We start from the raw sequence: 25697 nt of genomic DNA, 5'->3' as shown, positions 1-25697 counted from the left end.
GACTCCTTTTAAACTGCCTTAATTGCCACCAGCATTCATTGAACTTTTAAGAATCCATGCTGTCTGTTTGAAAAACAACATGAGCAAGATCCTTACTTATTTCCTCGATGGTACTCTTCGGATAAAAGACATTGGCGAGAATGATAATCGTCACTTCGTCGTCGATGTATCGCATCAAGTTGGCACTGAAGCCGTTGATTCCGCCTCCGTGGTGGGCGACTTGCTGATCACGAGCCTGTTTGGTCATCCAACCGAGTCCATGCTTACCCAGAGAAGGCTGCAGCATCCGCTCTTCATTCTGCTCATTTACGAGTTCATTCTTGAAAAAAGCTTGGACGAACCGGAACAGATCTTCTGTGGTGGAATACAGGGAAGCGGCGCCGTATGGGTTGGACATATGGATGAATGGCGCATTGATCAGTTCCTCGCCTTTCAAGTTATACCCCGCCGCCCGTTGCCTGAGAATGATTTCCTGCCTGTCGAAGCCGGTATTAACTATACCCAGTGAAGCGAATATGTTCTCTTCCAAGTACTGTTCATAAAGTTGATCGGTCACAAGTTCAAGAATATAGCTGAGGAGGATATAGCCTGAGTTCGAATACCTGTATCCCTTCCCCGGCGGAAAATCCAACGGCTTCTGTTTGAATCGGTCAATTGTCTCTTTGACCGGTGAATAGGTCTTCACCCACTCCGGAAAATCGGGGAATTCAGTGAGGTTCGCAATTCCGGAAGTATGGTTCAGCAAATGGGAGATTTTTATTCGGTTCCCGTTCGGGTAATCCGTTATGTATCGGTCTACTGTCGACTCCAACTTAAGCCGCTGTTGCTCCACGAGCTGCATGATGGCTGTAGCCGTAAACAGCTTGGTAATGGAACCAATCCGGTATTTGGTCTCCGAGGAATTAGAAACATCCAGCTCGTAATTCGCCATTCCAAAGCTTTCCTTGAAGACAATGTCACGCTTTTTGGCAATCAGTACCGAACCCGAAAAATTCCTGCTTTCGAGAATGCCCCTTGCTCCACCTCTACTTTCTTCTTTGAAATCTTCCATGCGCCCACCCGCTTTCCTGCTTGTCCGCTTATACAGCTATGACTGCAAATGCTGAATTAATTGTACCACTAAAAAATGGTAAACTTTTTGAAAAGGTAACTACTTAGGTATGCCTCGAGTTTAACTTTCTGTGCAGCGGGTATCGATACCCAATTTCACTTATTGAAAGCGGGGTGCCAATCATGAAGCTCAGCCCGGAAGAGATCAAAGCAATCAGCCACAGTACGCCCGAGGAAATCGAGAAAGTTCTGACTGGTCTTTGTACATACATAGAAAAACTGGAGACGAAAATCGAACAACTGGAAACCCGGGTACAGGATCTCGAGCGGCAGCTTGGCACTGACAGCCGCAACAGCAGTAAACCACCATCTTCCGATGGTTTCCGGAAACCGAAAAGCCTTCGGAAGCCAGGTGGAAAACATGGAGCACCGAACGGACATAAGGGACATACGCTGAAGATGAGTGCAACACCGGATGAAGTGATCGTCCACGAGCCGGAAATCTGTTCACACTGCAGCCGTCTGCTTGGAGAAGTGCCTGTCCATAGCTGTAAAAAGAGACAGGTGCTAGATCTGCCAATCCCCCGCTTGATCTATACCGAGCACCAGGCGGCTGCCAAGCGCTGCCCGAACTGCCGGCATGAGGAATACGGATTGTTCCCGCAGGAAGTGAAAGCGCCTGTCCAGTACGGGGATAGCGTGCAAGCCTGGACCGCCTACCTGAATATGTACCAGCACCTCCCGCTGGAACGGATCTGCCAGCTGTTCCGCGACCTCACCGGCCACCGCCCGAGCGAAGGCACGCTCCTTGCCAGCCTTGAAAAGCTCTCGGATCGGCTGGAGCCACATGAGCAGACAATCCGAGCCCGCCTGCTGGCCAGTCCCGTCGTCCACGCAGACGAGACTGGAATGCCGGCTGATGGCCGCAGAAACTGGCTCCATCTCATTTCGAATGCATACTGGACGCTTTACTACATCCATCCCAAAAGAGGGAAAGAAGCATTCGATGATTTCAGTTTCCTCACCGCTTATAAGGGAACGGTGGTCCATGATTTCTGGGCCTCCTATTTCAATCCAGCCTACAAGGTGGCGCATGCCCTGTGCGGTTCCCATCTGATTCGGGAATGTGAGGGAATCGCTGAATACGATGGTCACCGGTGGGCAGCTGAGATGCAGGCGCTCCTGCGGGAAGCACTGGCAGTGAAGAAACAAGCCGCAGAGGCCGGAAGGCCGGTTCCGGAAAAATCAGCCAGCGCGATTGAATCCAGGTACGATGAGATCCTGGAAAACAGAGCCGGTGAATGGCGAGTGCCGCCGCCTCCGAAAAAAACCGGTGAGCGCGGAAAGCACAAGAAGACCAAGTCAGCGAATCTTGCCGAGCGGTTCGTCCTGTACAAGGCCGATATCCTGCGGTTTCTTCGGGATGGGCAAGTGCCTTTCGACAACAACCAGGCGGAACGGGATGTGCGGATGATGAAGGTCAAATCAAAGATCTCCGGCCCTTTCCGCACGGAAAAAGGGGCTGTTCAATTCGCCCGGATACGCGGGTTCATTTCCACTGTCCGAAAACAAGAGAAGAACCTGCTTGAATCACTCATTTTGGTGAATCAGGGACGTTTCTCTTTTGGAGCACCTAAGTAGTTACTTGAAAAGCAACATTTTTCGTCTTCCTTTTCAGCAATTATTTAGCAGGAAAGTAAATATAAAAACAAAAAAAGAGGAAGTGCTCTTAAAGCGCTTTTCCTCTTCTTTCTTACTTCCTATAAAGCGGTTGTGTTTTGCAATGAAAAAGTGCAGAAGAATGCAATGAAAAATGCAGAAGCTTGCCAGCCTTCACTTTCGTTCTCATTTTTGCCGTGATAAAGCGTGTGTCACCCGGAAACTGTCACCAGTGAAATTCAGGATATGGGCGTGATGGATGACCCGATCGACGAGTGCTGCTGTCAGCCGTGAGTCGCTGAATACCCGATTCCACTGGCTGAATTCCAGGTTCGACGTGATAATCAGGCTCGTCTGCTCGTACCAGTCGGAAATCAGCTGGAAGAGGAGCTCCGCTCCTTCCTTGTTGAATGGGACGTAGCCCATCTCATCCAGAATGATCAAATCCACCTTCTTAAACCGATTTCGGAATTGTCCCCATCGGCCTTCCGCCCACGCCTTCTCCAAGACCTCTGCGAGGTCCGATACCCGATAGAAGCGCACCTCGCAGCCCTTCCTGCAAGCCTCGTGGCCGATGCCGGTTGCCAAATGCGTCTTACCCGTCCCGGTCGACCCAGTGAAGATTAGGTTCTCTTTCCGTTCGATGAATTGCAGGGTGCCGAGTTCAGTCGCATCCATCTGGGGAGGAAAATGAACCTTTTCGCTCCACTGAAACGAGGAAAGCGACTTCTCCTGAATGAACTTCGCCTTCTTGATCAGCCGGTCTGCTTTCGCTTCTTCCCGCAGCTGCAGTTCCATAGTCAACAGGGCTTCCGCATACTGAACAGGGTCTTCAAAAGGAATCCTGTCGTAAATATCCGCCACGTGGGCGAGACGCAGTGACTTGCACATCCGTTTCAGCTCAGCTGTCATCCCGCTTCACCTCCAATCTGAGAGGTGCGCTGGAGTTGATCATACTTCGTCCAGTCCACGTCATACGGATGGGCAATCATGTGCTCCGTGTCTTCTGTCTGCTCACCAAGCAGATCGTAGAAGTGTTCGTTGATTTCTTCCATATCTCGCGTGATGAGCTGGGCGATGAGCCATTTCAACCGGTCTTTCCGGAGTGACAAATCCGTAATCGCCAAGTACTCCCGGATCCGTCCAGGCAGGTAAGGAGCGAAGCGGGAATAAGGAACTGCGCGAGGCTTCGTGAGCCAGCCTCTCAAGATGCCTTCCCATGGAATCTTCCGCTTCCGATGCATATACGGACGGAAGTCCTCAAACAGAATCTCTCCGTGAGGAGAGAGAACTTTGAACCGGCCCCAATACTTCACCACGGATAACTGCGAGTAATTATAGCCTTTCGGTATGTAAATCTTCGTCTGGTCCACCGCAATTTCACCGTATTTATTGGCCTTGGCCGTTTCTTTTTTGAAAACCGGATAGTCCGTTTCGGGCAATGCCAGAAGATATTGGCGTTCTTCCTCCAACAGGTCCTTGATCGGAACCTGTTTCTTGTAGTGGATCCGGTCCCGATCCTTCTCCAAGTGTCCTTTGAGCACGCCCGACAGGTGAGTGAGGTCTTCCATCACCGGCGCCGGTGTAATGAAATTGTAGCGGACGTAGCCTACCTTGTTCTCCACATTGCCTTTTTCGTTCCCGGCACGCGGGTTGCACGCCTGCGGCGTAAACCCATAGTGGCTGGCAAACCGGAGAAATTCGTCTGTAAAGACGGTTTCTTCATGATGTCCGCGCGGCTTTATTACAGCCGCCTTCAGGTTATCAATGCGGATGGTCCGCGGCACGCCATCCAATTGGCTGAAGATCGTCTTCATTCCATGCAGGAAACATTCCTGGTTCTCGCCTGGCAGCGGAATCGCGTAGGCGGCGTTACTGAAAGGCAGTGACATGACCAAGCAGTGGACATCCACGAACTTGCCATCTTTGACCGCCTCCATCAGACCGAAATCCAGTTGCGCCTCGGCAGGGGGATGTTCCAATCTCTCTGAATTCTTATCCTTCGTTTCTTCTTCGAGGTCCTCACGGCCTTCGCGCCACTCCTTGATAAAATAGCAGACGGTCCGGTAGGAACCTGGAAAGTCCATCGCCACTAAGTCCTGATAGATCTTTTTATTCGTGCGCCGCTGTTTTTTCTTCAACTTCTCATCTTCCCACAGCCAGTCGCCGACAATTTCTCCCCAGTTGTCCTCGTACATCATACCGGTCTTCTGAACTTGTTTTTCCTCCGGCAGGTTCTCTCCGTCCGCATACTTCTTGGCTGTGCGCCAATTGATTCCAAGCGTTTTGGAAATCCCGTTGATGGATAATGATTTTTGGTTCCGTAAAAGTTTGATACAATTGATTTCAGGCATTGCCAGCATTCCTCTCGACCTCCACCGGTTTGATTAGACACCAATTACGGTAGGGTTATTTTCGAAGGCTGGCAAGCCTTTTTTTATTGATTTCCTCATTGCAGCGTTGTGTACGTTTTCGTTTCACAACTCTGTACTTTTATTTTGCACTAAACAGCGGTCCTATGTAAACTGCTGGCTACATTACATATTCAACTGAAATGCCCAACTGCTGAAGCAATTCAAAGTAAGTGGGACAGGTCTTTGAAACACAGCCCGGATCTCGAATGATAATCCCTGACACTGTAGTTCCAATCAACGCCAAGGACATGGCCACCCGGTGATCATCATAAGAATCCAATATTGCGGCTTGCGGAGTTCCTGGATAAACCGTCAGCCCGTCCTGGAACTCTTCAACTGAAATGCCCAGTTTCCGAAGTTCCGTGCAAATTGCACGGATGCGATCGGACTCGTGATGGCGGATATGCTCCACGTCCCTCATCGTAATCGGTCCCGAGGCAAATGGAGCCAGCGCAGCCAACGTCAGGGTTTGGTCGGACATTTCTTTCATACTAATGTCCAATCCTCCGATTAATTGTTCAGTTCCGGTCAACTCGATATAGTCTTCACCTTTAATCACTTGGCAACCCATCTTTTCATAGATCTCCAGCATATGAATATCGGGTTGATTTGTTTCTGCAGTTAGATTGGTGATCCGGATTCGCCCATTGGTCAGAGCTGCTAAGGCAAAAAAATAACTGGCCGTTGATGCATCGGCTTCCAGAGGAAGATCTTGTCCAAGGTATTCCCCTTGCGGCACCACCATATGATTAAGGTCTTCTGAAACTTCAACGGTCACGCCGAACTTCTCCATCAACCCCAACGTAATCCGGACGTATTCATGCTGAACGATGGTATCCGGTATGGTAATCGACACTTCATTCTCCGCGTAAGGGCTGGCTAGAAGTAAGCCACTGATAAACTGACTGGATATTTTGCCGGAGATCCTGACAGCCCCTCCCTTAAGCCCATCACCTTTTATCTTGATAGGGAAAAATCCTTCCTTTTCCAGATAGTCGATATTCGCCCCTAAATCGGTCAGAGCATGAATTAGCGGTTCGACCGGACGCTCGCTCATTCGCTTGCTAGCTTTCACCACCGAGTTTCCGTTCTTCGCAACTGCTAATGCACCTGGAAGGAAACGGGCAGTGGTTCCGGCAGCCCCTATGTATAAATCAGCCTGTGTGTTCGGCCAGTTGGCATTGCAGCCATGGACGGTGACCACGTCGCCTTCAATTTCTGTATCTATTCCTAGTTTATTGAGCGAGTCGATGCACCAATAGGAGTCGTCACTTTTAAGAATACCTGATAGCGTAGATGTCCCTTTAGCCAAAGCTGCCATAATCAACGCACGGTTGGTAAAACTCTTGCTTCCAGGTATCCGGATGCCTCCATCAATCGGCTGATGCGGTTTGGGGGAAATTTTTACGGACTGGATATCGTTTAATTGGGACCATGGGGATCTTGCCTTTAAATCGGGCGTACTCATTCTCAATCGTCCTTTCTGTGTAAAAAGAATGTTTTGTATTGCATTTCTATAAGTTTAGCATTAAAAAACTTCAAAAGATAAAAGCAATTAAATTAGTGCTTTTCATAGAAAAAAGCATGGATGGCTTTGTTTTAAGCAATCTATGCTTCTCTTCAACTTTACTTTTGACAACCAGTGATATATAAACTAAGATTCTCTAGGTCTTGAAGTATTTTAATTGTTCTGCTCAGTCAGCCAAAGAATGGTTCTTTTAATTACTTAGCACCTTTTTTATTAACGGAATTTGCCCCCTGTGATGGGTTAAATGAGAAATGGTAAAGATAATTAACTGCCTTTTACTCATATCCATTCCTAACCCCAAATCCACTTTTTCCTCCAAATTCTCTTTGGTTAAGCCGGTCAACACTTCCTTGCTGAATAAAAGTGCTTCATTCCAATTTGTTTTCAGGTGTTGGATATTCCATTCCGAGTTCCTGAAGGATTCAGCTGGCATTTTTTCAATCGATTCTCCAGCCAGTATCTTCATGAAGCCAGTCTCTACAGCAGTAATGTGATCTACTATCGAGGCGATATTATTGAATTCCCCTCTAGTATCAACCCACTGAACAGCAGTTAAATCATTCAGCATACTATCAATGCTTTTATGGACATACTGCAGCACGCCGTAATAATCCGCAATCTCCTTGATCATTTTCTGTTTCCCCTCCCTTTACGCTCATGAGGATAAGCACTTTTGATTAAAGGTTTCATTCTATTTCTATAATCCTAATTCGATTTTTTCCTGAAAATCCCCTTCTTTTCAAGCAACTTCTGATAACCTGATGATATGTAAACTAACATTCTGTAGGACTCTAAGTGTTCTGGTTGTACAATCTTTCGTCCTTCTGCTCCGTCAGCAGAAGAATGGTTCTTTTAATTACTTATAACCTTTTTTATTAACTGAATTTGTCTCCTATGATGGGTTAAATGAGAAATAGTGAAGATAATCAATTATTTTTTACTCATACCCACCTCTAGTCCTAAATCCACTATTTCTTCTACATTTCTTTGGTTAATCCCATCAAAACCTGTTTACTGTAAGGATAGCATCAGGAAAATACGGATTTACAACGTTAAGGAAATTAAAATATTAAAAAGCCCAATTTCTCAGCATTATAATTGAGAAATTGGACTTTTTTTCGTTACTCCGGAAAAGCGCCCTTGTATGGAATAACCTATTTTTTACTTTTGGGATAGTAAAAAAGCATCGTTATACTGTGCAACACTAGACTTTGGTTTTTCATATAAAAGTTTACCATCCTTTAATAATTTTTTTAAAGGCGAACCAGCTCAGATGATTCGCCTCATTCTTCAAGAAACTTCTTTGGCTAATTTACTTGTATTCTTTATCGCCCCAAAATGCATACCTTCATGATATAAACAAAAGCTAACGAACTCTTTCACAATGATTAATTCAAATCCCGTTGATGTAGTGTAGGTCTCTTTAACTTGCTCATCCATCCTTCCTGACAAAGTTAAATTAATCCTTTTTATTTGTTCGCTCAAAACATCAATTAACTCTTCTAGAGTCGGTGGCTTTGCTCTCCAGTCAGTTGGACTAGTTCCAGTATCAAAAAATGCGAGATAGTTAGATGGAAACTTTGTTTTCTCTCCAATGAAATGAAATAAGAACTTTTCACTAACCACATATATATGTCCCAAATTCCACTTAATATTATTATTCAACTGATCAGGTACAAGCTCACTCGTAGCTTCTTCCAGATTTTTCACAAAATTAATTGTATTTTCTCTTGCAATCCATAACTGTTTTATAATGTGATTTTCCATCACAATCACTCCTCTTTTATTGTGCTTGAACTGCTTTGGTCTGTAAAGCTACTTCTTCCTTCTTCATAAAAACTGTAACAACAATACCTAGCGCTAAAATTGCTGCTCCCATCCAAAACGCATTGTTATAACTTCCAGAAATAGAACGAAGATATCCGCCTATGAACACACCTGATGCTGCAAAAATTTGATGTAATAACCAACTAAAACCTAAGATGCTTCCCATAGCGTTTTTACCAAATCGATCACCAATAATGCCAGTCACTAGCGGAATTATCGGCATCGAAGAAATCCCATATACAACAGCGAAAATATATAATTGCCAGATTCCTGGAGACATTGCAATCCAAACAAAAGCAATAAATCGAATAATATAAAGCACTAGTAATAAATTCTTTTTTCTGATGATTCTTGTTAACTGACCGGTTATCCACATAGAAAGAGCACTGGCCAGTGCTGCTATACCAAGCAACTGTCCCCCAAGAGCTTTTCCTCCTCCAAGATCAATCGCAAAATTCGGTAGGTGCATAGTCACTAAGTATAATGTGAATCCACATGTTGCAAATCCAATAGTTGCAATCCAAAATTCTCGACTATGTAATGCATCTTGCAACGAGGCACTTTTAATAGATTTGAATACAGACGTTGAATCTCCATCAGGCATTTGATTAACATCATACGGATTATTTTTAACAAAGATCAATACTACTGGAACAACTAAAAACAGCATGATTAAACCAAGCACCACAAAGGCTGAGCGAAATCCTGAAGTGGCAATTAGAAATCCGGTTAATGGCAGAAGCACAAGTTGACCTATATTCATTCCCATGGAACTTCTTGAAAGCATCTTGGCCCTTTTGTTCACATACCAGCGTGAGACTAAAACAGAATTGGCCATCGAGCCGCAGCCAGCAAATCCAATAGCAGTTAATACACCATAATAAATAAAGAATTGCCATATTTCTGTAGTCGTTGCTGAGAGTATAAAAGCAATACCCATTAAAGCAGCACTACACGCAATAATCGGTTTAGGGCCAAAACGATCAATTAATTTTCCCATAACTGGCTGAAAGATCCCCCAAGTTATCATGTTAAGCGAAACAGCTAAGCTTAGTATCGTCAAATCCCAGCCGTACGTTTCATTTAATGGAGCAAAAAATTGTCCCGCTGTTAGATTTAATCCAAACGCACCCATTAGTGTAATAAAAGTAACTGTTACAATTTTAGGACCTAAAAAAGAACTTCGCATAAAACCCCTCCTATTTTAACCTCTTAAATAAAACTTTACTGGTTAATAATATATATTTCTTTAATTAACCTGTCAAATGTTTTATTATAGGTTAACAAGAGGGGGGTGAGTGATTTTATGGCTGTCGAAACAAAATTTCCACTTATTTCTGGAGAGGTTTCTTTAGATCTAGTCAATACCGAGTTAGTTAGACATGGGGCGCGTCATGATTTATTAACAGAATCAAAACATGTAATTGAATGGATCAATACGCTTAAACGTCATAATGTCTTACTTGATGAACAATTTAACAATAATCTAGAAGAATGGGCAGTTGATGCAGTAACACCTTTACGTGATATACGTTCGTTGCTTCGGAGAGAATATGAGAAGATGGCGACTGAAGGGAAGCCTTCAATTGGATTAATTTCATACTTACAATCTTTAATAAAAGAAGCTCCCTTTTCATATGAATTGAAAGGTAAAAATTTAATACCTATTCCAATAGGAAAACCTGTAGATGCGCTCGTTTCATTAATAGCCTATAACGCAGTTAGTCTATATGCGACTAATAAACTGGAAAGCATATGCCAGTGTGCAAATCCGGAGTGTGTGCTGCTATTTATTGATTCTAACGGAAGACGTAAATGGTGTTCTATGAAAATATGTGGCAATCGAAAAAAAGTTACTCGGCATCAACAAAAGAATAAACAATAACAATAAACATTTTTAAATACGTACTCATGTTTACTAAGTCACATAATAACCGTTCGTAAAAGTACACTTTTCCAGACAAAAAGAGAGAGAGAAAATGTACTCGTTCAGCCTCTCCTCTCTCTTTGTACAAAATCAACTTCTGATAAGCCCTCATATGTTAACTGGTAGTGATTTTATCTTTAAATTTTTTTGAAATTACTGAAGTTAAATCGCTTCAAATGTAATACTTAAAATAAGCACTTAGGTCAAGGATGTAACTCTCTAATTCAGTTTTCCAATTAGGAACTGGGCTTCTCCCTGACCAAAACTCCAGTCTTCATCTTGGTTGATTGAAAAGTTAACTATTACATCTGAAGGATTCAAGCCCATCTTTTCGTTTAATCTCATCGCCAATTCTTTATAAAAAAGTTCTTTTTGGGCAACCGTTCGCGGACGCGAGACCAAACTGAACACCACTACCTCATGAGTCCTTGAAAATCCCAATCCCGTATCCAGAATGATCATTTCATTTTCATCATGCTGTGTCACAATTTGGTACCGGTCATTTTCCGGGACACCTAATGTCTCCAGCATAACTTCATAAGAGATGTCCAAAAGCTCTTTAATTTCCTCCTTCAAGCGTCCACGCATTATGTCGATCTTCATCAATGGCATATCATTTACTCCTTCAGCTATTTTGATTAGATTCAAGTGCCTATTACAGTGAGGGATGGAAACCTTACTTCCAGTCAGAAATTCGAAGAGATCCTCTTTACATCTTCCATGACGGTTTGAATCAATTCCTTGGCGGTCTGTCTTTTAGCTAATCTTGGACTTTGACCGGACCAAAGTGACATAAACTCTGGCGTTTTTTGACCAGCAGAACCCTTGCGTATATCTTTGGTCAAGACGTTTTGGACGGGAAAATCCGGCAAGAACCGTTCGTGCCTTTTCATTTCTGAGATGAAGCGGTTTTCAATTCCCCTTGCCCACTTCCCGGAAAAGGCACGGGTCAAGACGGTCTGATCTTCATGAGCGTTGAGAATCGCTGCTTTATGTGTTTCATGCGCTCCACTCTCCTGGCATGTCATAAAAGCTGTCCCCATTTGGACCCCATTTGCCCCTAAGCAAATGGAAGCCATCAGCCCTCTTCCATCCATGATGCCCCCTGCTGCAATAACGGGAATGCTTACCTCATCGACGACCTGCGGAATCAAGGACATCAGACCAATCAGTTTTTCCTGATTTCCGTCCATAAAGCTTCCTCGATGCCCCCCAGCTTCACTTCCTTGCACGACAACGGCATCCATTCCGGCTTTTTCATTTTCAATCGCTTCCTCGACCGTTGTAGCGATTCCGATTAAGAATACGTCGTGCCGTTTTAAGTCAGCGATGACGTCCTCCGATGGAATGCCGAATGTAAACGAACAAATGGGCACTTTCTCTTCAATTACAACTTGAATGTGATCGGCGAATGCTTCTTGGACATTCGCTGCATCAGGAAACTCAAAGCCCTCTTTTGGTGGCAGATTCAATTGATGCCGGATGGGCTTCAAGGCTTGGTTCGCTGAGTTGACTTCCCCATCCATTACATCAAATTCCTCGGGAACGAATAAGTTGATGCCAAAAGGATTGGCAGTCAGCTGCTTGGTCTCCCGAATCTGTTCCCGGGCTTGATGCGGATTCAGGTAGCCGGCTCCAATCATACCCAAACCCCCAGCATTTGAAACTTCAGCCACCAGTTTCGACGTGGTGACGCCACCCGCCATAGGAGCTTGTACGAGGGGGTACTCTATTTTCAATAGTTCAATGAGCGTATTTGTTAACATCTGCTTCATCCTCCCGAATTGTTTTTTGTTTTACTTCCAGTCACTGTTTTCTACAGGCAAATTGACTTGGCTTTGTAGTTTAGTCGCTTTTTTCTCAAATGAAATGCCGTTTACAAGTAAACAAGCTCCCAGTAAAACGACTGCGGCCGCCCCAATCAATGCTGCGTTAAAACTTTGGGTCGCCGATGACATAAATCCGGCAAGACTTGGCCCAATCAATTGCCCCACCGCATAGACAGCCGTCAAGCTGCCAATGATCTGGCTGCTTTTCGCAGGATTCATTTGCCGCCTCAATGTGGTCGCCAGCGTGATGATTCCCATAAACGTCGCACCAAAGAGCAAGCCGCTTATCAGGATCCCTGTTTGCGTGACCCAAACTACCGGAATCACGATACCAATTGCCTGTAAGACCATGGCCAGAATCAAAGACTTTACATAGCCCCACTTATTCGCGAGAACAGACCACAGAATGCAGGACGGAATTGCGGCCAATCCGGCCACCAGCCAAACTAACGTCGCATCGCTATGGAAAGAAGGACTTTTTTCGGCAATCGATACGATGAACGTTCCCGTGACGATATAGCCCAACCCTTCCAGGCCATATGCAACCGTCAACCAAGGGAGCCATCTTACAGGCGGTGTTTGAACCGCTGCTTCTTTTATTTCCTTTTTCCCGGCAGTCTGTGTAGTGTCTTTCAGCCAAATCCACACGAAGAAAGCCAAAAAACCACTGACCGCAGCCAATCCAATCCACGGACCTTCCCAATGAAACGGCTCATTTAGCCTCGGGATAAGAAGGCTTGATAAGAAGATGCCAAAACCAACCCCTCCGTAAAATACACCCGACCAATGGGTTTTGTTTATCGAAGCGTGTTTATCCAGGACGATGCCGGAAGCTAAGACCAATACAACGGCACTGGCGAAGCCGGATAGAAAGCGTAAGACATTCCGAAATATAAGCGAACTGGTGAAGCTCATGAAAAGAGTGGTTAAGATACTGATGATAAGATGGAATCTTAACAGAAACGTTCGGTGCCTCTTTATGGGAAGTACACCTGCTAGAACAGTACCTAGTAAGTAGCCGGCAGAATAGGCGTATAAGCAGACCTCCCAATTCCCATGGCGATGATCAATGAAATAACCCCACCTGCTACTATAAGAAATGATGGTTTATTCAACCCTTTGCTTCCTCTAAAATCATTACATCTATAATTATAACTCCATTTTGCTATATGTTATAATGCATATAAATGATACTAGGTATCTGTTTTATAGATACCAAATATCTAAATGACTTAGACTAAAGGAGTTTTCCGATGGACTTACAAGCCTTAAAGGTGTTTCAGACAGTCGCAAAAATGGGAACCATTTCAGCTGCAGCGCGGGAGCTTAATTATGCGCAGTCAAACATCACCACGAAAATTCAACAATTGGAAAACCATCTGCAAACCACCTTGTTTCATCGGCACAATCGCGGCATTATCTTAACGTCAAAAGGAGAATCTTTATTGATTTACGCAAAAAGAATCTTTCGGTTGATTGATGAAACAAATAAGGTGATGAAAGATGACCAGACACCAAAAGGGCCGCTAATGATCGGCTCTATGGAAACAACTGCAGCCATCCGCTTGCCGGCGCTGCTTTCGAAATACCATCAGGGCTATCCCGACGTGGACCTGACGATAATTACAGGGCCGACGGAACAGCACCTCCATGGCGTTCTGCAGTATGAATTAGATGGAGCTTTTGTATCTGGACCTATTGAGCATCCGGAAATCATCCAAGAAACTGTTTTTGAAGAGGAATTGGTGCTGATCACCGATATGAAGCAACCGTCCTTGTCCTCACTAAAAGAAATTGAGAATCGGACGCTGCTTGTTTTTCGGTCCGGCTGTTCTTACCGGGCAAAGCTGGAAGACTGGCTGCACCAAGAAGGAGTCGTGCCAAACAAGATCATGGAATTTGGCACCCTTGATGCGATTATCGGTTGTGTAGCTGCTGGACTCGGCATCAGTATGCTTCCATATAGTGTCGTTGCCAAGCAGATAAATGGTGGCACACTGAGACAGCATAAGCTTCCAAATCCCTACGGAAAAGTCGACACCCTTTTCATTTACCGGAAAGACAAGTACGTAGCAACGCCTTTAACTAAATTTTTGAACCTGTTGAGCGAGGAGAAGGGATTAGGGGAAGCGCGCAATTTGATTCAAATCTAAATTTTCATTTCCATTCCCCACCTTTTAAGAAGGTGAATGTAACCGTCAAGAGGAATTTTACAGTTTTCGCTAAGATGCCGTTTACACTTTTGCTGAAAATACATGCTGGCGATGTTTCATCCGATAGCTGTCACCGTCCATGTGAAGAACCTCTACCCGATGTAACAGGCGGTCCAGAATGGCGGTCGTAATACCTTGATCGCCCATCAGTTCACTCCACTGATCCGGGCTCTTATTCGAGGTCAGAATGATTGAACTCCGTTCATACAAATGGTTGACCAGCTGGAAGAAAAGGTTAGCCTCCCGTTGATCCATCGCCATGTACATCAAATCATCGATGATCACTAGATCCGCAGCTTCAATCCGCTTCGTCTGTACTTTTGACTTATGTACGAATTCCTCCGTCTTTAAGAGGCGCATCAATTCACCCATTGTTACGAAGCTCACATGGAAACCCCGTTGAATCGCTTCAATGCCCAGGCCGATGGCCAGAAATGTCTTCCCAACACCCGGAGGGCCGAGCAGGATTAAGTTAAACCGCTGTTCCAGCCAATTAAATTCCCTAAGCTGCGCAAGCTGGCGCTCGCTCAATGAGGTCTGTTCCTCCACTTTGAATTCCTGTAGTGTCTTCACGTAAGGGAACCGCGCCCATTTCATTCGCCGCTCGATGCTTTTCGCTTCCCGTTTCGCCAGTTCGAAGGCAGTCAGCGATTCCAGGAACTCAAGATACGTCCACGATGTTTTTTCAGCTTCTCGCAGAAGTTGGGGTAGTTCCTCAGCTGTTTCCGCCAGCCGAAGCTGACGGAACTGTTCCTGCAGTTCTTTCACAGACTTGTTCATATGGCATGCCCCTCCAAGATGCGTGTGTAGGCGTCGAGCGGACGGATATTCACAGAGATATCCGGTCTGGCTGGCTGGACCGTCAGGTGTTCATGGACCGGCCGGTCCAATTCGGCGTCCATGCTTTTTAAATGGGAAACCACATCACGGAAATCATTTGCGCTGTAGAGCTGCTCAGCCACACATTTCCGGAGCGCTTCGTCTACCCATTCCGATTCTTCCAGAATTGCTTTTTGAAGAATCGCCAGCTGGTCGCGACGGTATCGTGGGTATCGCTGGCAAAGCTCATCCACGTAGACGGCAGCGGATTCTGAATCTGTAAAGCTGTAAATTACTTCTTTTTTCGCTGATTCGATTCCTTTGGACCGGTCACGCGTATGGTTTCGGTTACGGATGAGCTTTCCTTTCTCCATACTGATCGGGTGCTCAGCGATGATTTCCCTTCCCTGTGGCTTACGGATAAGCAACGTGCCTGGCTTCTTGCCTTTCACTTCGATCATCACCCGGTTCTCAGGCAGGGAACCGTAGGTTCCAGTTGGCACTGTATACCGGTTTGAGCGGTAACGAATCGTATTGTCCTTGCCTACGTTCCTTGTTATACTAGGGGCATCGGTACTTTCATTTGAAAGTAGAGGAGAGACGGGTTGTAAGTGTTGCTTTTCGACGAGAAACACTGCGACCGGTCTTTTTTTCGTTGTATGATGGACATTTTTATTCCCTGTGCGCTCCAGCCACTGCCATGCACGCCTGTTCCAGTCTTTGATTTCACTGAACACCCGACTGTCCGCGAAATTCCCTTTTATGTACTTCACCACGTTCTCAATCATTCCCTTCGATTCAGGATCTGCCTTCCGGCATAAGTGAATCTTGAATTTGCGCTCCTTTACATAAGCCTGAAATTCAGCTGTCAGTAGGAGATCGCCGGCGTTCTCGCTGACTGTAAGCAGGTGGTCCTGATCATAGACGATTTCCTCTGGCCGGCCGCCGTAAAACCGGAAAGCATTCTCATGACAACGAATGGCATCACGTGTCGTGAAGGGCCGATCCTGCCACTCCATATACTTATAGCGGGAGTGCGCCAGAACGAATGCGATGAAGTAGAGCTTCACTTCTTTTTTCGCTGTCGTCCGTTGCTTTGTCTCTCCCCAATCAACCTGAAGCTGCTTACCCATCGGTTGTTCAGGAACAGCCTCGTAGTGCCTCACCACTGCCTTTTTCTCAATCTGGTAGATCTCCCGGATTTCACTTACATACAACCGGACTGTGCTTTCCCCAATCGACAGATCGGGATAGCGCTCCAGCAGCCGGTCCTGGATCTGAGCTGCACTTAAATGCGGATACTCCTCCAGCCAAGCGACAATCCAATCCCGATAGGGATCCAGCTTCTTCGCTTTTCGATGGGGATTTGATATATACTCCCGCACCTCTTCAAAGTCCATCTCCAGATACTTGTAGACCGTCGGTCTTGAGATTTTCAATTCCGCTGCAATCTGTGCCACTTTAAATTTCTTCTCTTTCAACTGCTGAATTTTCAAGAATAACAATAACCGATCCTCCAACTTCCCAACCTCCACTAAACGAATACAATTAGTTTACCGGAAGATTGATTTTTAGTGGCGAAAGTGTAAAGGGGTTCTTAGCGGAAACTGTCAATTTTATTCTAGCGGTTACAGTGAAATTTCAACTAACAGTCGTTTGAATAAAAGTGTTCGTAAAAGTACACGTTTACGAACGTTTCAACAACACATTGAATAATGACAAAAAGGGCGTTCGTAAATGTATTCAAATACTTTGCGAACGTCCTTTTTTTCTACATACTTTTATGGACAGAAATTATAGGAGTTAAGCGAGATTTAGTAAAAAATCTCAATTGAAAATTGAGTCTTTAACTATACATTTCAGAGAATTAAACTTCTAAATAATTCGAATTGATTGATATATAGTATGTTATAGTAAAATTTGAAATTGATTACTAATACGAATAAGAGGTCAAAATATGAAAATTGATAAAATACTAATTAAAAATTATAAATTGTTCAAGGACCAAGTCATTAAAGTAAACGTAGGTTACAATATTTTTGTCGGAAATAATGATTCAGGGAAAAGTACTCTATTAGAGATACTTCAAATAGTGATTAGCGGTAAAATGAATAATTATCCCTTTGAACGCCAACTCAAGGCGTCTTACTTTAATTATCAAGTTAGACAAAACTTTATTCTACAGTTACAGAACCCGGAAAGTACTATAGAAGAACTTCCTAGCATCGTTCTGGAAGTTTACTTCAAAGACGTTGGAAGCAATTCTGAATATAAAGGGAGAAACAATTATTTAGGTGAAGATTGTCCGGGTATAAACATGTCTGTGAAATTTAATCCCATATACTCTAAGGCTTTTGTGGATATGTTAAAAGCTGGAGAAATATATGATATACCAGTTGAGTTTTATGATGTTACTTGGAATGATTTTTCAGGAAATCCAATCATTTTTAGAACTTTGCCTTTTAAGGTATCAGTAATGGATACTACTAAAAAAGACTATAGCAATTCAATAAACAAGTTTATTAGTTCAAATATAGCTGAAAATCTAACAAGTGAAGAGCAAGTGAGTTTAGCTAGAACTTATAGAAAGATAAAACATGAGTTTAACTCTAATGAAAGTGTGGCCAGTCTCAATAACAGAATAAGAAACAGTGTTCGCTTAGACGATAAAGAAATAAGACTGAGCATGAGAGAAGAGGTGCTTGATGCTTGGAAGAACGAAGTTTCTGTAGATGTTGAACACACTCCGTTTGAGGATATTGGCTTTGGAAGCCAAAACTTGATTAAGATGGAATTAGTTATGAAGGAAAACTCTCAAAAATCTAATTTCATTCTTTTTGAAGAACCAGAAAATAACTTGTCTTTTAGTAATATGTCCAAATTGATTTCAAGGATTAGTAGTGATGATTCTAAGCAAGTCTTTATATCAACTCACAGCAGTTTTGTAGCGAATAAAATAGGACTAAAAAATATTATTCTTTTGCATCAAGGTCAAGTAAGACTTTTAAACGACGTGAATGCAGAAACTATGGACTTCTTTGTAAAACTACCCGGTTATAATACTCTTAGGTTTTTACTCGCTAAAAAAATCATCTTAGTAGAAGGCCCTACAGACGAATTAATCGTCCAACGTGCATATTTCGATAAATACGGAAAACTACCGATCGAAGATGCTACAGATGTTATAACAGTTGACTCTCTTGCTTTTAAACGTTATTGCGACTTAGCCCTGTTGATAAAAAAACCATTAAATATTATTACGGACAATGACAACGATATAGACAAGAACATTATTGAAAAATATAAAGACTACATAGGAAATAACGATGGATTGATTAAAGCTTATTATGAAGAAAATGAAGATTTGCATACTCTCGAACCGAGCATTTTAGCAATGAATTTGAGTGATTCCGAGACTTTTTCAAGATTTAAGAACGCGCTCTCTAAAAATGGATCAATGCAAAATAAATCAGAGAACGAAATATTGAGTTTTATGTTAAGTAATAAAGTTGAATGGGGGTTGAGGGTATTTAATTCGAAAGAATGTATTAAATATCCCGAGTACATTGAAAAAGCAATTAAAAAATAAAATTGTTCTCGCTTGTGCAGGGTCTGGAAAGACATGGGGAATATGCAATGACGCACTTAATATTTCTGATTCTACTAAAAAAACCTTGATGGTTTCTTATACAAATAAGGGTGTGGACTCTTTAAAAAAGGAATATGCTAAACAAAATTCAGGAGTCTTAGATGAACATGTAAGAACTTATACTTGGTTTCAGTTCGTTTTGAGGGAGTTGATCAGACCATACCAAGTTTTCCTTTTGAATAAAATCAATGCGGTAAACTCATTTGATTTTTCAGGAATTTATGGACGCCGAAACTTCTCTAAAATAAATACAATTCCTTATTACCTAAATAGTAATAACGATGTAAAAGCGAATCATGCTTCAGAACTTGCTATATACCTAAATCTAATGTCCAATGGGGCAGTAATAAATAGGCTGGAAGAGATTTATTCTTGTATTTATATTGACGAACTTCAAGATTTAGCTGGTAGAGACATTGATTTATTAGAATTATTATTACTATCATCAATAAAAATTTATTGTGTTGGAGATTATAAGCAATCTACATTGAAAACACACAACGCTAAATCTAATAAGAAAAAGAGCGGAGGAAATGTTTTTAATTATTTAGAGACACTTAAAGACTCTCATGAAATAGAAGTATTGAACAGCAACTGTTCTAGAAGATTCATACAAGATATTGCTGATTTTTCTAATTTAGTTTATCCAGGTGATCCTATAACGAGTATAAGTGAAGCTTCGAAAGAATATATGGGCGTTTTTCAGGTACTTAAAGAAGACGTAAAAGACTACGTAAATCACTTTCAACCAGCTGTATTAAGGTTTGATAAGAGAACTGATACTCTAGGCTATAATGCGTTAAATTTCGGTGTCAGTAAAGGACTGACTCTAGACCGGGTATTGATATTTCCCAATGGACCTCTAAAGAAGTTCTTAACAAATCCAAATCAATCCTTAAAAAGCCCTGAAAAGTACTATGTAGGAGTTACTCGTCCGAGGTATAGTTTGGCATTCGTAGCACATAATTTAAAAGAGAGTGAGTATTTTAAAGAATACACATTAGAAATAGAAGGAAGAAAACTAAAGGTAAATAAATTTTTGATAAACGGGTAAGAGTGTTGCGGCTTCACATGGAGTAGCGGGTATGGTCGTCTTGCTAGGCGAAGCCAGCCCTTGATATAACTGGTTTCCTGACCTTATAATCATACTCGCAGAGGCTCCATGTCAAGTTGCAACATTCTGTATTCGCCGTTGCATTCTTCTGCACTTTTTTATTACAAAGCACATATGGGTTTTACCTATTTTTCTTGCGATACATTAAACGGCGGTCGAACGATGGATTTCGCCATATGAATTCTCCATTCATCTACCGAATCGGCCCTCCCCCTCGTTCTGTAATCAACTGGACCATGTAATCGTTCAAGGGCATATGCTTCTCTTTCGCCCGCTTCTCTATTTGCTTATAAACAGAAGTCGGTAGCTTCAGCGTTACCGTTTTCTCATCCTTGAAAAACTCCCATTCGTTCTCATGCGGGACAAGCAGACCGTCCGTGATGTACTTCTGCAGGATAGTTACTGCTTCCGTATTTGTAAGCGCATTCCGAGGATAGCGGCCATTCCGGACCGCAATTCGTACTTGCCCCCCATTATCTCCACATTGAAATTTTCGACTCCGCAAGTCGCAAGCAGCACATCGAGGATCTGATAGAATTCCGGTGTCCCGAACAGCACATCGATGTCTGTGAATCCCGGTCCATCTTTCTTTCTGCGGGAATGGATGGAATAGCGCGGTTTCAGCTCATACAGATTCAATCCTTCCTGCAGCGTGATGAACTGCTCGTGTTCCAGGAAAAACCCGTACCCTCTTTCCGGATGTTCTCGGAGCCGGACAAACTGATCACCGGCAATCTGGTAAGACTGGTATAGAGCAGCATCCAGTTGCTGCAAATACAGCTGGTTTCGTTTCGGACGGGTCGTGTTGCGCTTCTGCAGGTGTTCGGCAATCGCTTCCTCCTGTTCCGGAGTGATGGCGAAGCGGTAAGACGCCTTTTCAAAGGGCGCTTCCACTTTCTTCACGTCCAGTTCAAGTTCTTCGATAACTTTCCGGACTTTCCCGGCGCTCACGCCGATTCCTTCCGCTACGTCATTGATGGAACGTCCGGCTTCCGCTGCTGCTTGTTTTTGCCGGGCCAGCTGATCCACGCTCGTCCGGCTGTATTTCCCGCCGCGCAATAGACGGTGCGGATCTGGAAGTCGCTCAATAAGCCCTTTGGAAGCGTAACTGTAAACGGTCGATTTCTTGATGTCCAGGATTTTCGCCACTTCATCAACGTGGTAGAAATCCTTATTTGCATTTGTCATAAGGATTTCACGCCATACTTCCGGATGATCAGCGCCTGCAGCATCGTTTGGAACATCGACGGGTCCAGGTCTGTGATGATATCCAAAATGGGCTCCTCGTAGTCCCCGTTATACAGATTGACGGCCAGCATGGCCATTTTCCGGTACCTGCTGCTGAAGTCTTCTTCCGCAAACATTTCCTGTGCTTGAAATCCGGTCTTTGTAAAGTACGGCAACATCTTCTCGATCAGTTCATCCGTGCTCGTCATGATGAAAAGAGCAGACTGGTATTCCGAGCTTCGTTGCTCTATGGGCAGGAATTTGCTGAGCGCTTGATAGAAAGATTGCCGGTGCTGGGCTGTTAAAAACTGAGGGGCTAAACGTTCGTATGCGGACATAATCGTTCCTCCTGAGTCCATATCAAATTGGTTAGTGTGATTCGTCTGTGGCATTGCTTTTCAATTGTTCCAGTAGCAAGGCCGCACCTTTCGGGCTGAGGGTCAGTCCGGGTGCATAGTCTTTATTTTCATTCGTGATTTCCCCGGTGACCGCACAGGCGCCTTGTGCGTTATACTTTTTCAAGATGATCCGATTTTCTTCCATAAAAATTTCGAGCGGATCTCCATTTTCAATCCCCAGCGTTCGTCTGAGTTCTTTCGGGACCACAATCCGTCCCAGCTGATCAACTTTTCGTACAACACCTGTACTTTTCATTGCGATTCTCCATTCTGATGAGGTTAATTTTGGTTTCTACTTCTTAAAAAATCCGTTTCTTCCAGCCGGCTCAATTAAATTCCGTCCATGCCGGTTACCGACCCGTACTGCATCCCGTACTTTTACTTGTTCAAGCCCCCCTTCCACTTGTCGTTGATTTTCCTGTTCAAGAATCACAGTTTTTTGTCAGTCCATTTCTTTTGAGAAAATAACCGTTGATTTCCTGTAAATCTTTTGACAAGTTAAGTATATCTAATTTCAATCAGCTTGTAATTACATTTATGAAAATATAGTTATAAACAAAAAATCAAAAGAATAAAAAAACAAAACAAAGAGACTATTTGTTTAGGTTTTTGGTATAATGAGGCGGAAAGAAGTAAAAATAAACAACTGAATATAGACATAGATTGAAAATTATAAAAAGTGAGAGGCGCTGAAAGAAATTGCAAGTTACGACAAAAATCGACAAAAACGAGCTTCTGATCCTTTCGCCGGCTTCCCTCCCGTCCCTCCAGCTGAAAAAAGACACGGCAGAAAAGTCGGGCCAAAATCCATTCGTGGATTTTGATGACGTGGATATGCTGAATTGGTATATTCACGAGCGCCGGCATACGAATGAAGCGAATGAACGCTCGGAGCGGACGAAACAGGAATACCGAAACGAGCTTCAGCAATTTGTGAAGCAGCTGATGACCCATGCACCGGAAATCGGATTGGATATCGAGGAAGTGAAAGACCGTTCCCTGTTCAAGTCACTCGAACCCCGACACTTGCGTCGGTGGCAGGAATGGCTGATTACGGAAAGTCCCTATGTCCAAAAACGCGGTTCCTACAGTCAGACAACCATTACTCGAAAAACAACCATTATCCGGTCCTTTTTTCAGTACCTTCATCGGGTGGGTTATATAATGGTAGAAACTCATAACGGATTGCGGAAAGCGACGGTGCGGAAAGACGACCGCCCGAACCGGGATCTCGGTCCGAAGGACGTGGTGGAGATGTTGCGGGGGTTCAAGGCGATCGAGCATCCGGTCATGTTCGGCATCATACTGACACTGACCGCAACGGGGCTCCGGAACGAGGAGTTCTGCAGACTGGATGTACGGGACGTGCAGCGCGACCGGATTCGCGGCGGCTACTTTCTGAGTGTTGTCGGCAAAGGCAACAAGCGTAGGCAGATTCCGCTGAAACCGCGTGTGATGGCAGCCATCGAGGAGTACCGGAAAGCGCGCGGACTTCCGTCGCTGTCCGCTGCAGCTCCCGATTCACCGCTGTTTACGACTGGCCGCGGCACACGGTTCTCACCGAGCTACCTCATCCAGTACATGACGAAGGAGATGGACAAAATCCAGGAACGCGTGAACGGATTGGACGTTACAATTACGCCCCACGTATTCCGTCACGCATTTGCTATTACTTCTCATTTAAACAAAGTGGATATTTACGATATTATGCGCTCGCTTGGCCATGAAAAATTGGATACGACGCAAATTTATTTGGAGAAGATCTTTGCGAAGGAACGGCACGCGGTCAATCAATGGACAGACGATACACTGAAAGAATTTTTATAGAAGTGTAACCACTTAAGTACTTGAGTGTTTAAATAACTTGAAATGCCGGTGTACATCTCTACTTTCAAACGATTCCAAGAGAGAAGGCGCTGACCGCACGCGGAAACCCCAAGGGTGTCATCGTCCACTTCGACCGGGAGAGCATGTATACTCTTATGCCTACCAAGACTTGGTGAAGCAGGAGCACCTAATTAGCAGTATGTCGAGATGGAGAAACCGTTGGGACAATGTCACCACTGAGATGTTTCATTCCAAGCTAAAGTCGGAAAAGTTCCAGTACGTCAAATTTAATTCTCAGCGTAATATTTAGGGCGTGGAAAAGGTGGAGGACTGTATCCAGTACTACAACGATGAATGAATCCCAAAAAATCAGGCTACCTGGCACCGTAAGAATTCGGAACTATGGCAACCTAAGAATGGCACTTTATATATATCTCAAATAGCTATGTCAATCTATTACTATTTAATTTTTTACTATCTGAGCTAATTTCATAAATCGCCTATTTAAAAAAGCGCAGACGGCTTTCCTGTCCATTTTTCCTCTGAAAAATTGATTTTAGGAAGGAATCCATCACTACTTGAACGGACGGGAACCCGCTCGCTTTCCGCGGACTGACCGGCAAGTCTCACCGCCCATTCCGTGCGGCGGGATCTTGCCTGCCAGTTATTCCGCAGGAGTCTCGCAAATTCCCGTTCCGTTCAGATGAAAAAGGAGCAGCTTCTATAGCTGGATTCGAATCAGGCAGCGATCCCGTTCACCGTACCGGCCAGTTTCAGCCTATCGGCTGTCAGCCGGCATGCATTGTAGACAAGTGTGATCAATTGAAAATGAATTTTTGCTTTCTTTGCCAGTGCGATGCCGGACGTTATTCAAATCGAAGTTCTGCTTCAAGTAAGCGTTGACCCGTTCGACAGCGCCACGTGTTTTATACATGGCATCCCATTTCACGGAACTTCTGGCCGGCACAGTATGTTTGCGAAGGTCGATCGACCTTTTGATCTTATAGACTTTCTGACATAGGGAGTCATCCCGCAGCGGACAGGTGGCGCACTCGTGCGGTCTGGTGTATTTCAAGGTTTCATACTTCGTATCGTAACTGTCGTATCGGTACGCGTGTTCCCGGACACATGTCGGCGCGAAGTGCTCATCGAAACCGAGCACTTCTCCTTCCTGACGCGGATTGTAGGCGATCACCGCCTGGAGTTCCATCCGGCGCAGCTGCTCATAGATCGCCTTGTAATCGTAGCCCTTGTCCATGATGCCGGACTGGAACCGGCCGGGCCACCGCGCTTCAATCTGCTTCAAAAGCGGAATGGCGGCTTTCCCGTCATTGAGGCTGCCGGAGCTCATGAGCCCGCTGATGATGTACTGGCTTTCCGTACTTACAGCGAGATGGGCCTTGAACCCATACCAGAAGGTGTTCTTACCGTCGCTGTTTTTCTTGATGCCCCATTTCGGGTCGATCGGCATCTCGCACACGAGTGGTTCAGCCGATTCATCCAGCAGAAAACCATCTCTTTTTCATAAAGGGTCTTGGCGTTTTCCTGTGCTTCCTGTTCAGCGAGCCACCCGTCCCGTTCACTCTTGGACTTGCGTCCACGTTTCTTGGGAGCCGATTTCTCTTTTTTGGGTGAAGCCACGGCTTTATCACGCGCCTCAAAATGCGTCGCATCAATCGCCAGCGATTCTTCCGTAAGGAAGCCTTCCTGGATGGCTTGCGCTACTAGAACATCCTGAATTTTCGACAGTGCGTCCGTCTCGCTGATCACTGCAATCATGCGGGAGTAGGAAGCTTCGGACGGGACGTCATCGGGATAACAGAAAACCGCAGTCGAAGCGAAAGAACGGGTCCTGTCTCAGGCGTTTGACCAATAGCTTGATGGTCGGGATTCCGCTCCACCACACGAGCGATCAACGAATAGATCATCGCGCCATAATTGAGTTCCCTTGGTGCGCCGCGGCGCGTCTTTCTTCTCGAAAACCTCAGTTCCAATGTCGAAAAAACGGCATTGAACCGGTGGGTAGGTTCCATCTCGAATAATTCCTGCATGTCAAACAGGTACTCTTTGTCTTATAATAGGCATAGAGCACTTTCCTCCTGTTCTGGTGTGTTGTGGTGACTACCATTATACAGGATTTAGGGAGGTGCTCCTTTTTATTGTCGTTTCACACCTAGAGCCGCAAAGCCTCGCAATTATGAAATTGATTCATCTAT

Annotated in this window: 21 protein-coding genes and 1 pseudogene; 6 read left to right on the top strand and 16 right to left on the bottom strand. The window is 44.3% G+C overall.

From position 1 onward, the window contains the following. Nucleotides 1–46 precede the first annotated feature (46 nt). Entirely contained in the window at nt 47–1051 is a 1005-nt protein-coding gene (locus tag B0X71_RS20330) for a serine hydrolase domain-containing protein (protein WP_077591383.1), read from the bottom strand. A 182-nt stretch (nt 1052–1233) separates the two neighbouring features. Between B0X71_RS20330 and tnpC the strand changes: the two genes are divergently transcribed. Continuing rightward, entirely contained in the window at nt 1234–2691 is a 1458-nt protein-coding gene (tnpC, locus tag B0X71_RS20325; protein ID WP_077589265.1) for an IS66 family transposase, read from the top strand. A gap of 204 nt (nt 2692–2895) precedes the next feature. Here tnpC and istB (B0X71_RS20320) read toward each other — a convergent pair whose 3' ends face one another. The 6 genes from istB (B0X71_RS20320) to B0X71_RS20295 all read right to left on the bottom strand — a co-directional run bounded on the left by istB (B0X71_RS20320) (nt 2896) and on the right by B0X71_RS20295 (nt 9667). Continuing rightward, nucleotides 2896–3621: an IS21-like element helper ATPase IstB gene (istB, locus tag B0X71_RS20320; protein ID WP_077591382.1), complete on the bottom strand. Its 726-nt coding sequence runs from the start codon at nt 3619–3621 to the stop codon at nt 2896–2898. Beyond that, complete coding sequence (gene istA / locus B0X71_RS20315) at nt 3618–5072, bottom strand: IS21 family transposase (RefSeq protein WP_077591381.1); 1455 nt, start codon at nt 5070–5072, stop codon at nt 3618–3620. The genes istB (B0X71_RS20320) and istA (B0X71_RS20315) overlap by 4 nt, the downstream gene beginning before the upstream one ends. Before the next feature lie 169 nt (nt 5073–5241). Then, the gene (aroA, locus tag B0X71_RS20310; RefSeq protein ID WP_077591380.1) at nt 5242–6591 is read right to left on the bottom strand and encodes a 3-phosphoshikimate 1-carboxyvinyltransferase; all 1350 of its coding nucleotides are present in this window, start codon (nt 6589–6591) and stop codon (nt 5242–5244) included. A 250-nt stretch (nt 6592–6841) separates the two neighbouring features. Further along, a complete protein-coding gene (locus B0X71_RS20305) occupies nt 6842–7282 on the bottom strand; it encodes a DinB family protein (protein WP_077591379.1) in 441 nt (146 codons plus the stop codon). A 659-nt stretch (nt 7283–7941) separates the two neighbouring features. Further along, nucleotides 7942–8418 (bottom strand): DinB family protein, encoded by a 477-nt coding sequence (locus tag B0X71_RS20300; RefSeq protein ID WP_077591378.1) that lies wholly within the window; start codon nt 8416–8418, stop codon nt 7942–7944. Between the two features lie 16 nt (nt 8419–8434). Next, nucleotides 8435–9667 (bottom strand): MFS transporter, encoded by a 1233-nt coding sequence (locus B0X71_RS20295; protein WP_077591377.1) that lies wholly within the window; start codon nt 9665–9667, stop codon nt 8435–8437. 117 nt (nt 9668–9784) lie between these two features. Between B0X71_RS20295 and B0X71_RS20290 the strand changes: the two genes are divergently transcribed. Beyond that, on the top strand, nt 9785–10363 hold the full coding sequence (locus tag B0X71_RS20290) for a CGNR zinc finger domain-containing protein (protein ID WP_077591376.1): 579 nt from the start codon (nt 9785–9787) through the stop codon (nt 10361–10363). Nucleotides 10364–10624: 261 nt separating this feature from the next. On the opposite strand, the gene B0X71_RS20285 is transcribed toward B0X71_RS20290, so the two are convergent. The 3 genes from B0X71_RS20285 to B0X71_RS20275 all read right to left on the bottom strand — a co-directional run bounded on the left by B0X71_RS20285 (nt 10625) and on the right by B0X71_RS20275 (nt 13215). After that, nucleotides 10625–11017, bottom strand: a complete 393-nt coding sequence (locus B0X71_RS20285; RefSeq protein ID WP_077591375.1) for a tautomerase family protein — start codon at nt 11015–11017, stop codon at nt 10625–10627. Nucleotides 11018–11091: 74 nt separating this feature from the next. Next, a complete protein-coding gene (locus B0X71_RS20280) occupies nt 11092–12171 on the bottom strand; it encodes an NAD(P)H-dependent flavin oxidoreductase (RefSeq protein ID WP_077591374.1) in 1080 nt (359 codons plus the stop codon). A gap of 30 nt (nt 12172–12201) precedes the next feature. Then, entirely contained in the window at nt 12202–13215 is a 1014-nt protein-coding gene (locus B0X71_RS20275; RefSeq protein ID WP_232336898.1) for a YbfB/YjiJ family MFS transporter, read from the bottom strand. Between the two features lie 272 nt (nt 13216–13487). On the opposite strand from B0X71_RS20275, the gene B0X71_RS20270 reads away from it, so the two are divergent. Then, nucleotides 13488–14387, top strand: coding sequence for a LysR family transcriptional regulator (locus B0X71_RS20270; protein WP_077591373.1), 900 nt, complete (start codon nt 13488–13490; stop codon nt 14385–14387). A gap of 81 nt (nt 14388–14468) precedes the next feature. On the opposite strand, the gene istB (B0X71_RS20265) is transcribed toward B0X71_RS20270, so the two are convergent. Then, nucleotides 14469–15227, bottom strand: a complete 759-nt coding sequence (istB, locus tag B0X71_RS20265; RefSeq protein WP_077591372.1) for an IS21-like element helper ATPase IstB — start codon at nt 15225–15227, stop codon at nt 14469–14471. Continuing rightward, the gene (istA, locus tag B0X71_RS20260) at nt 15224–16771 is read right to left on the bottom strand and encodes an IS21 family transposase (RefSeq protein ID WP_156890012.1); all 1548 of its coding nucleotides are present in this window, start codon (nt 16769–16771) and stop codon (nt 15224–15226) included. The genes istB (B0X71_RS20265) and istA (B0X71_RS20260) overlap by 4 nt, the downstream gene beginning before the upstream one ends. A 452-nt stretch (nt 16772–17223) precedes the next feature. Between istA (B0X71_RS20260) and B0X71_RS20255 the strand changes: the two genes are divergently transcribed. Continuing rightward, complete coding sequence (locus B0X71_RS20255; protein ID WP_077591370.1) at nt 17224–18855, top strand: ATP-dependent nuclease; 1632 nt, start codon at nt 17224–17226, stop codon at nt 18853–18855. Beyond that, nucleotides 18833–19969, top strand: a complete 1137-nt coding sequence (locus B0X71_RS20250; RefSeq protein ID WP_198038787.1) for a UvrD-helicase domain-containing protein — start codon at nt 18833–18835, stop codon at nt 19967–19969. Before B0X71_RS20255 ends, B0X71_RS20250 begins: the two co-directional genes overlap by 23 nt. Before the next feature lie 459 nt (nt 19970–20428). Here the strand turns inward: B0X71_RS20250 and B0X71_RS20245 are convergent, their stop codons facing one another. From B0X71_RS20245 to B0X71_RS20235, 3 genes are read right to left on the bottom strand one after another with little or no spacing between them, the layout of a single operon-like run. Next, entirely contained in the window at nt 20429–21217 is a 789-nt protein-coding gene (locus tag B0X71_RS20245; protein ID WP_077591368.1) for a helix-turn-helix transcriptional regulator, read from the bottom strand. Further along, a complete protein-coding gene (locus B0X71_RS20240; protein WP_077591367.1) occupies nt 21214–21594 on the bottom strand; it encodes a DUF6075 family protein in 381 nt (126 codons plus the stop codon). The genes B0X71_RS20245 and B0X71_RS20240 overlap by 4 nt, the downstream gene beginning before the upstream one ends. 31 nt (nt 21595–21625) lie before the next feature. Continuing rightward, nucleotides 21626–21910: an AbrB/MazE/SpoVT family DNA-binding domain-containing protein gene (locus tag B0X71_RS20235; RefSeq protein ID WP_077591366.1), complete on the bottom strand. Its 285-nt coding sequence runs from the start codon at nt 21908–21910 to the stop codon at nt 21626–21628. Between the two features lie 443 nt (nt 21911–22353). Between B0X71_RS20235 and B0X71_RS20230 the strand changes: the two genes are divergently transcribed. After that, entirely contained in the window at nt 22354–23481 is a 1128-nt protein-coding gene (locus tag B0X71_RS20230) for a tyrosine-type recombinase/integrase (protein WP_077591365.1), read from the top strand. A gap of 738 nt (nt 23482–24219) precedes the next feature. On the opposite strand, the pseudogene B0X71_RS20225 reads toward B0X71_RS20230, so the two are convergent. Beyond that, nucleotides 24220–25532 (bottom strand): annotated as a pseudogene (locus B0X71_RS20225) (transposase). Between the last annotated feature and the right edge of the window lie 165 nt (nt 25533–25697).

Origin of the sequence: Planococcus lenghuensis (genome assembly GCF_001999905.1) — a bacterium.
In the GTDB taxonomy this organism is placed as follows: Bacteria; Bacillota; Bacilli; order Bacillales_A; family Planococcaceae; genus Indiicoccus; species Indiicoccus lenghuensis.
Note: the sequence above shows the minus strand (reverse complement) of the source record. Positions and strands in the feature narration are given on the sequence as shown.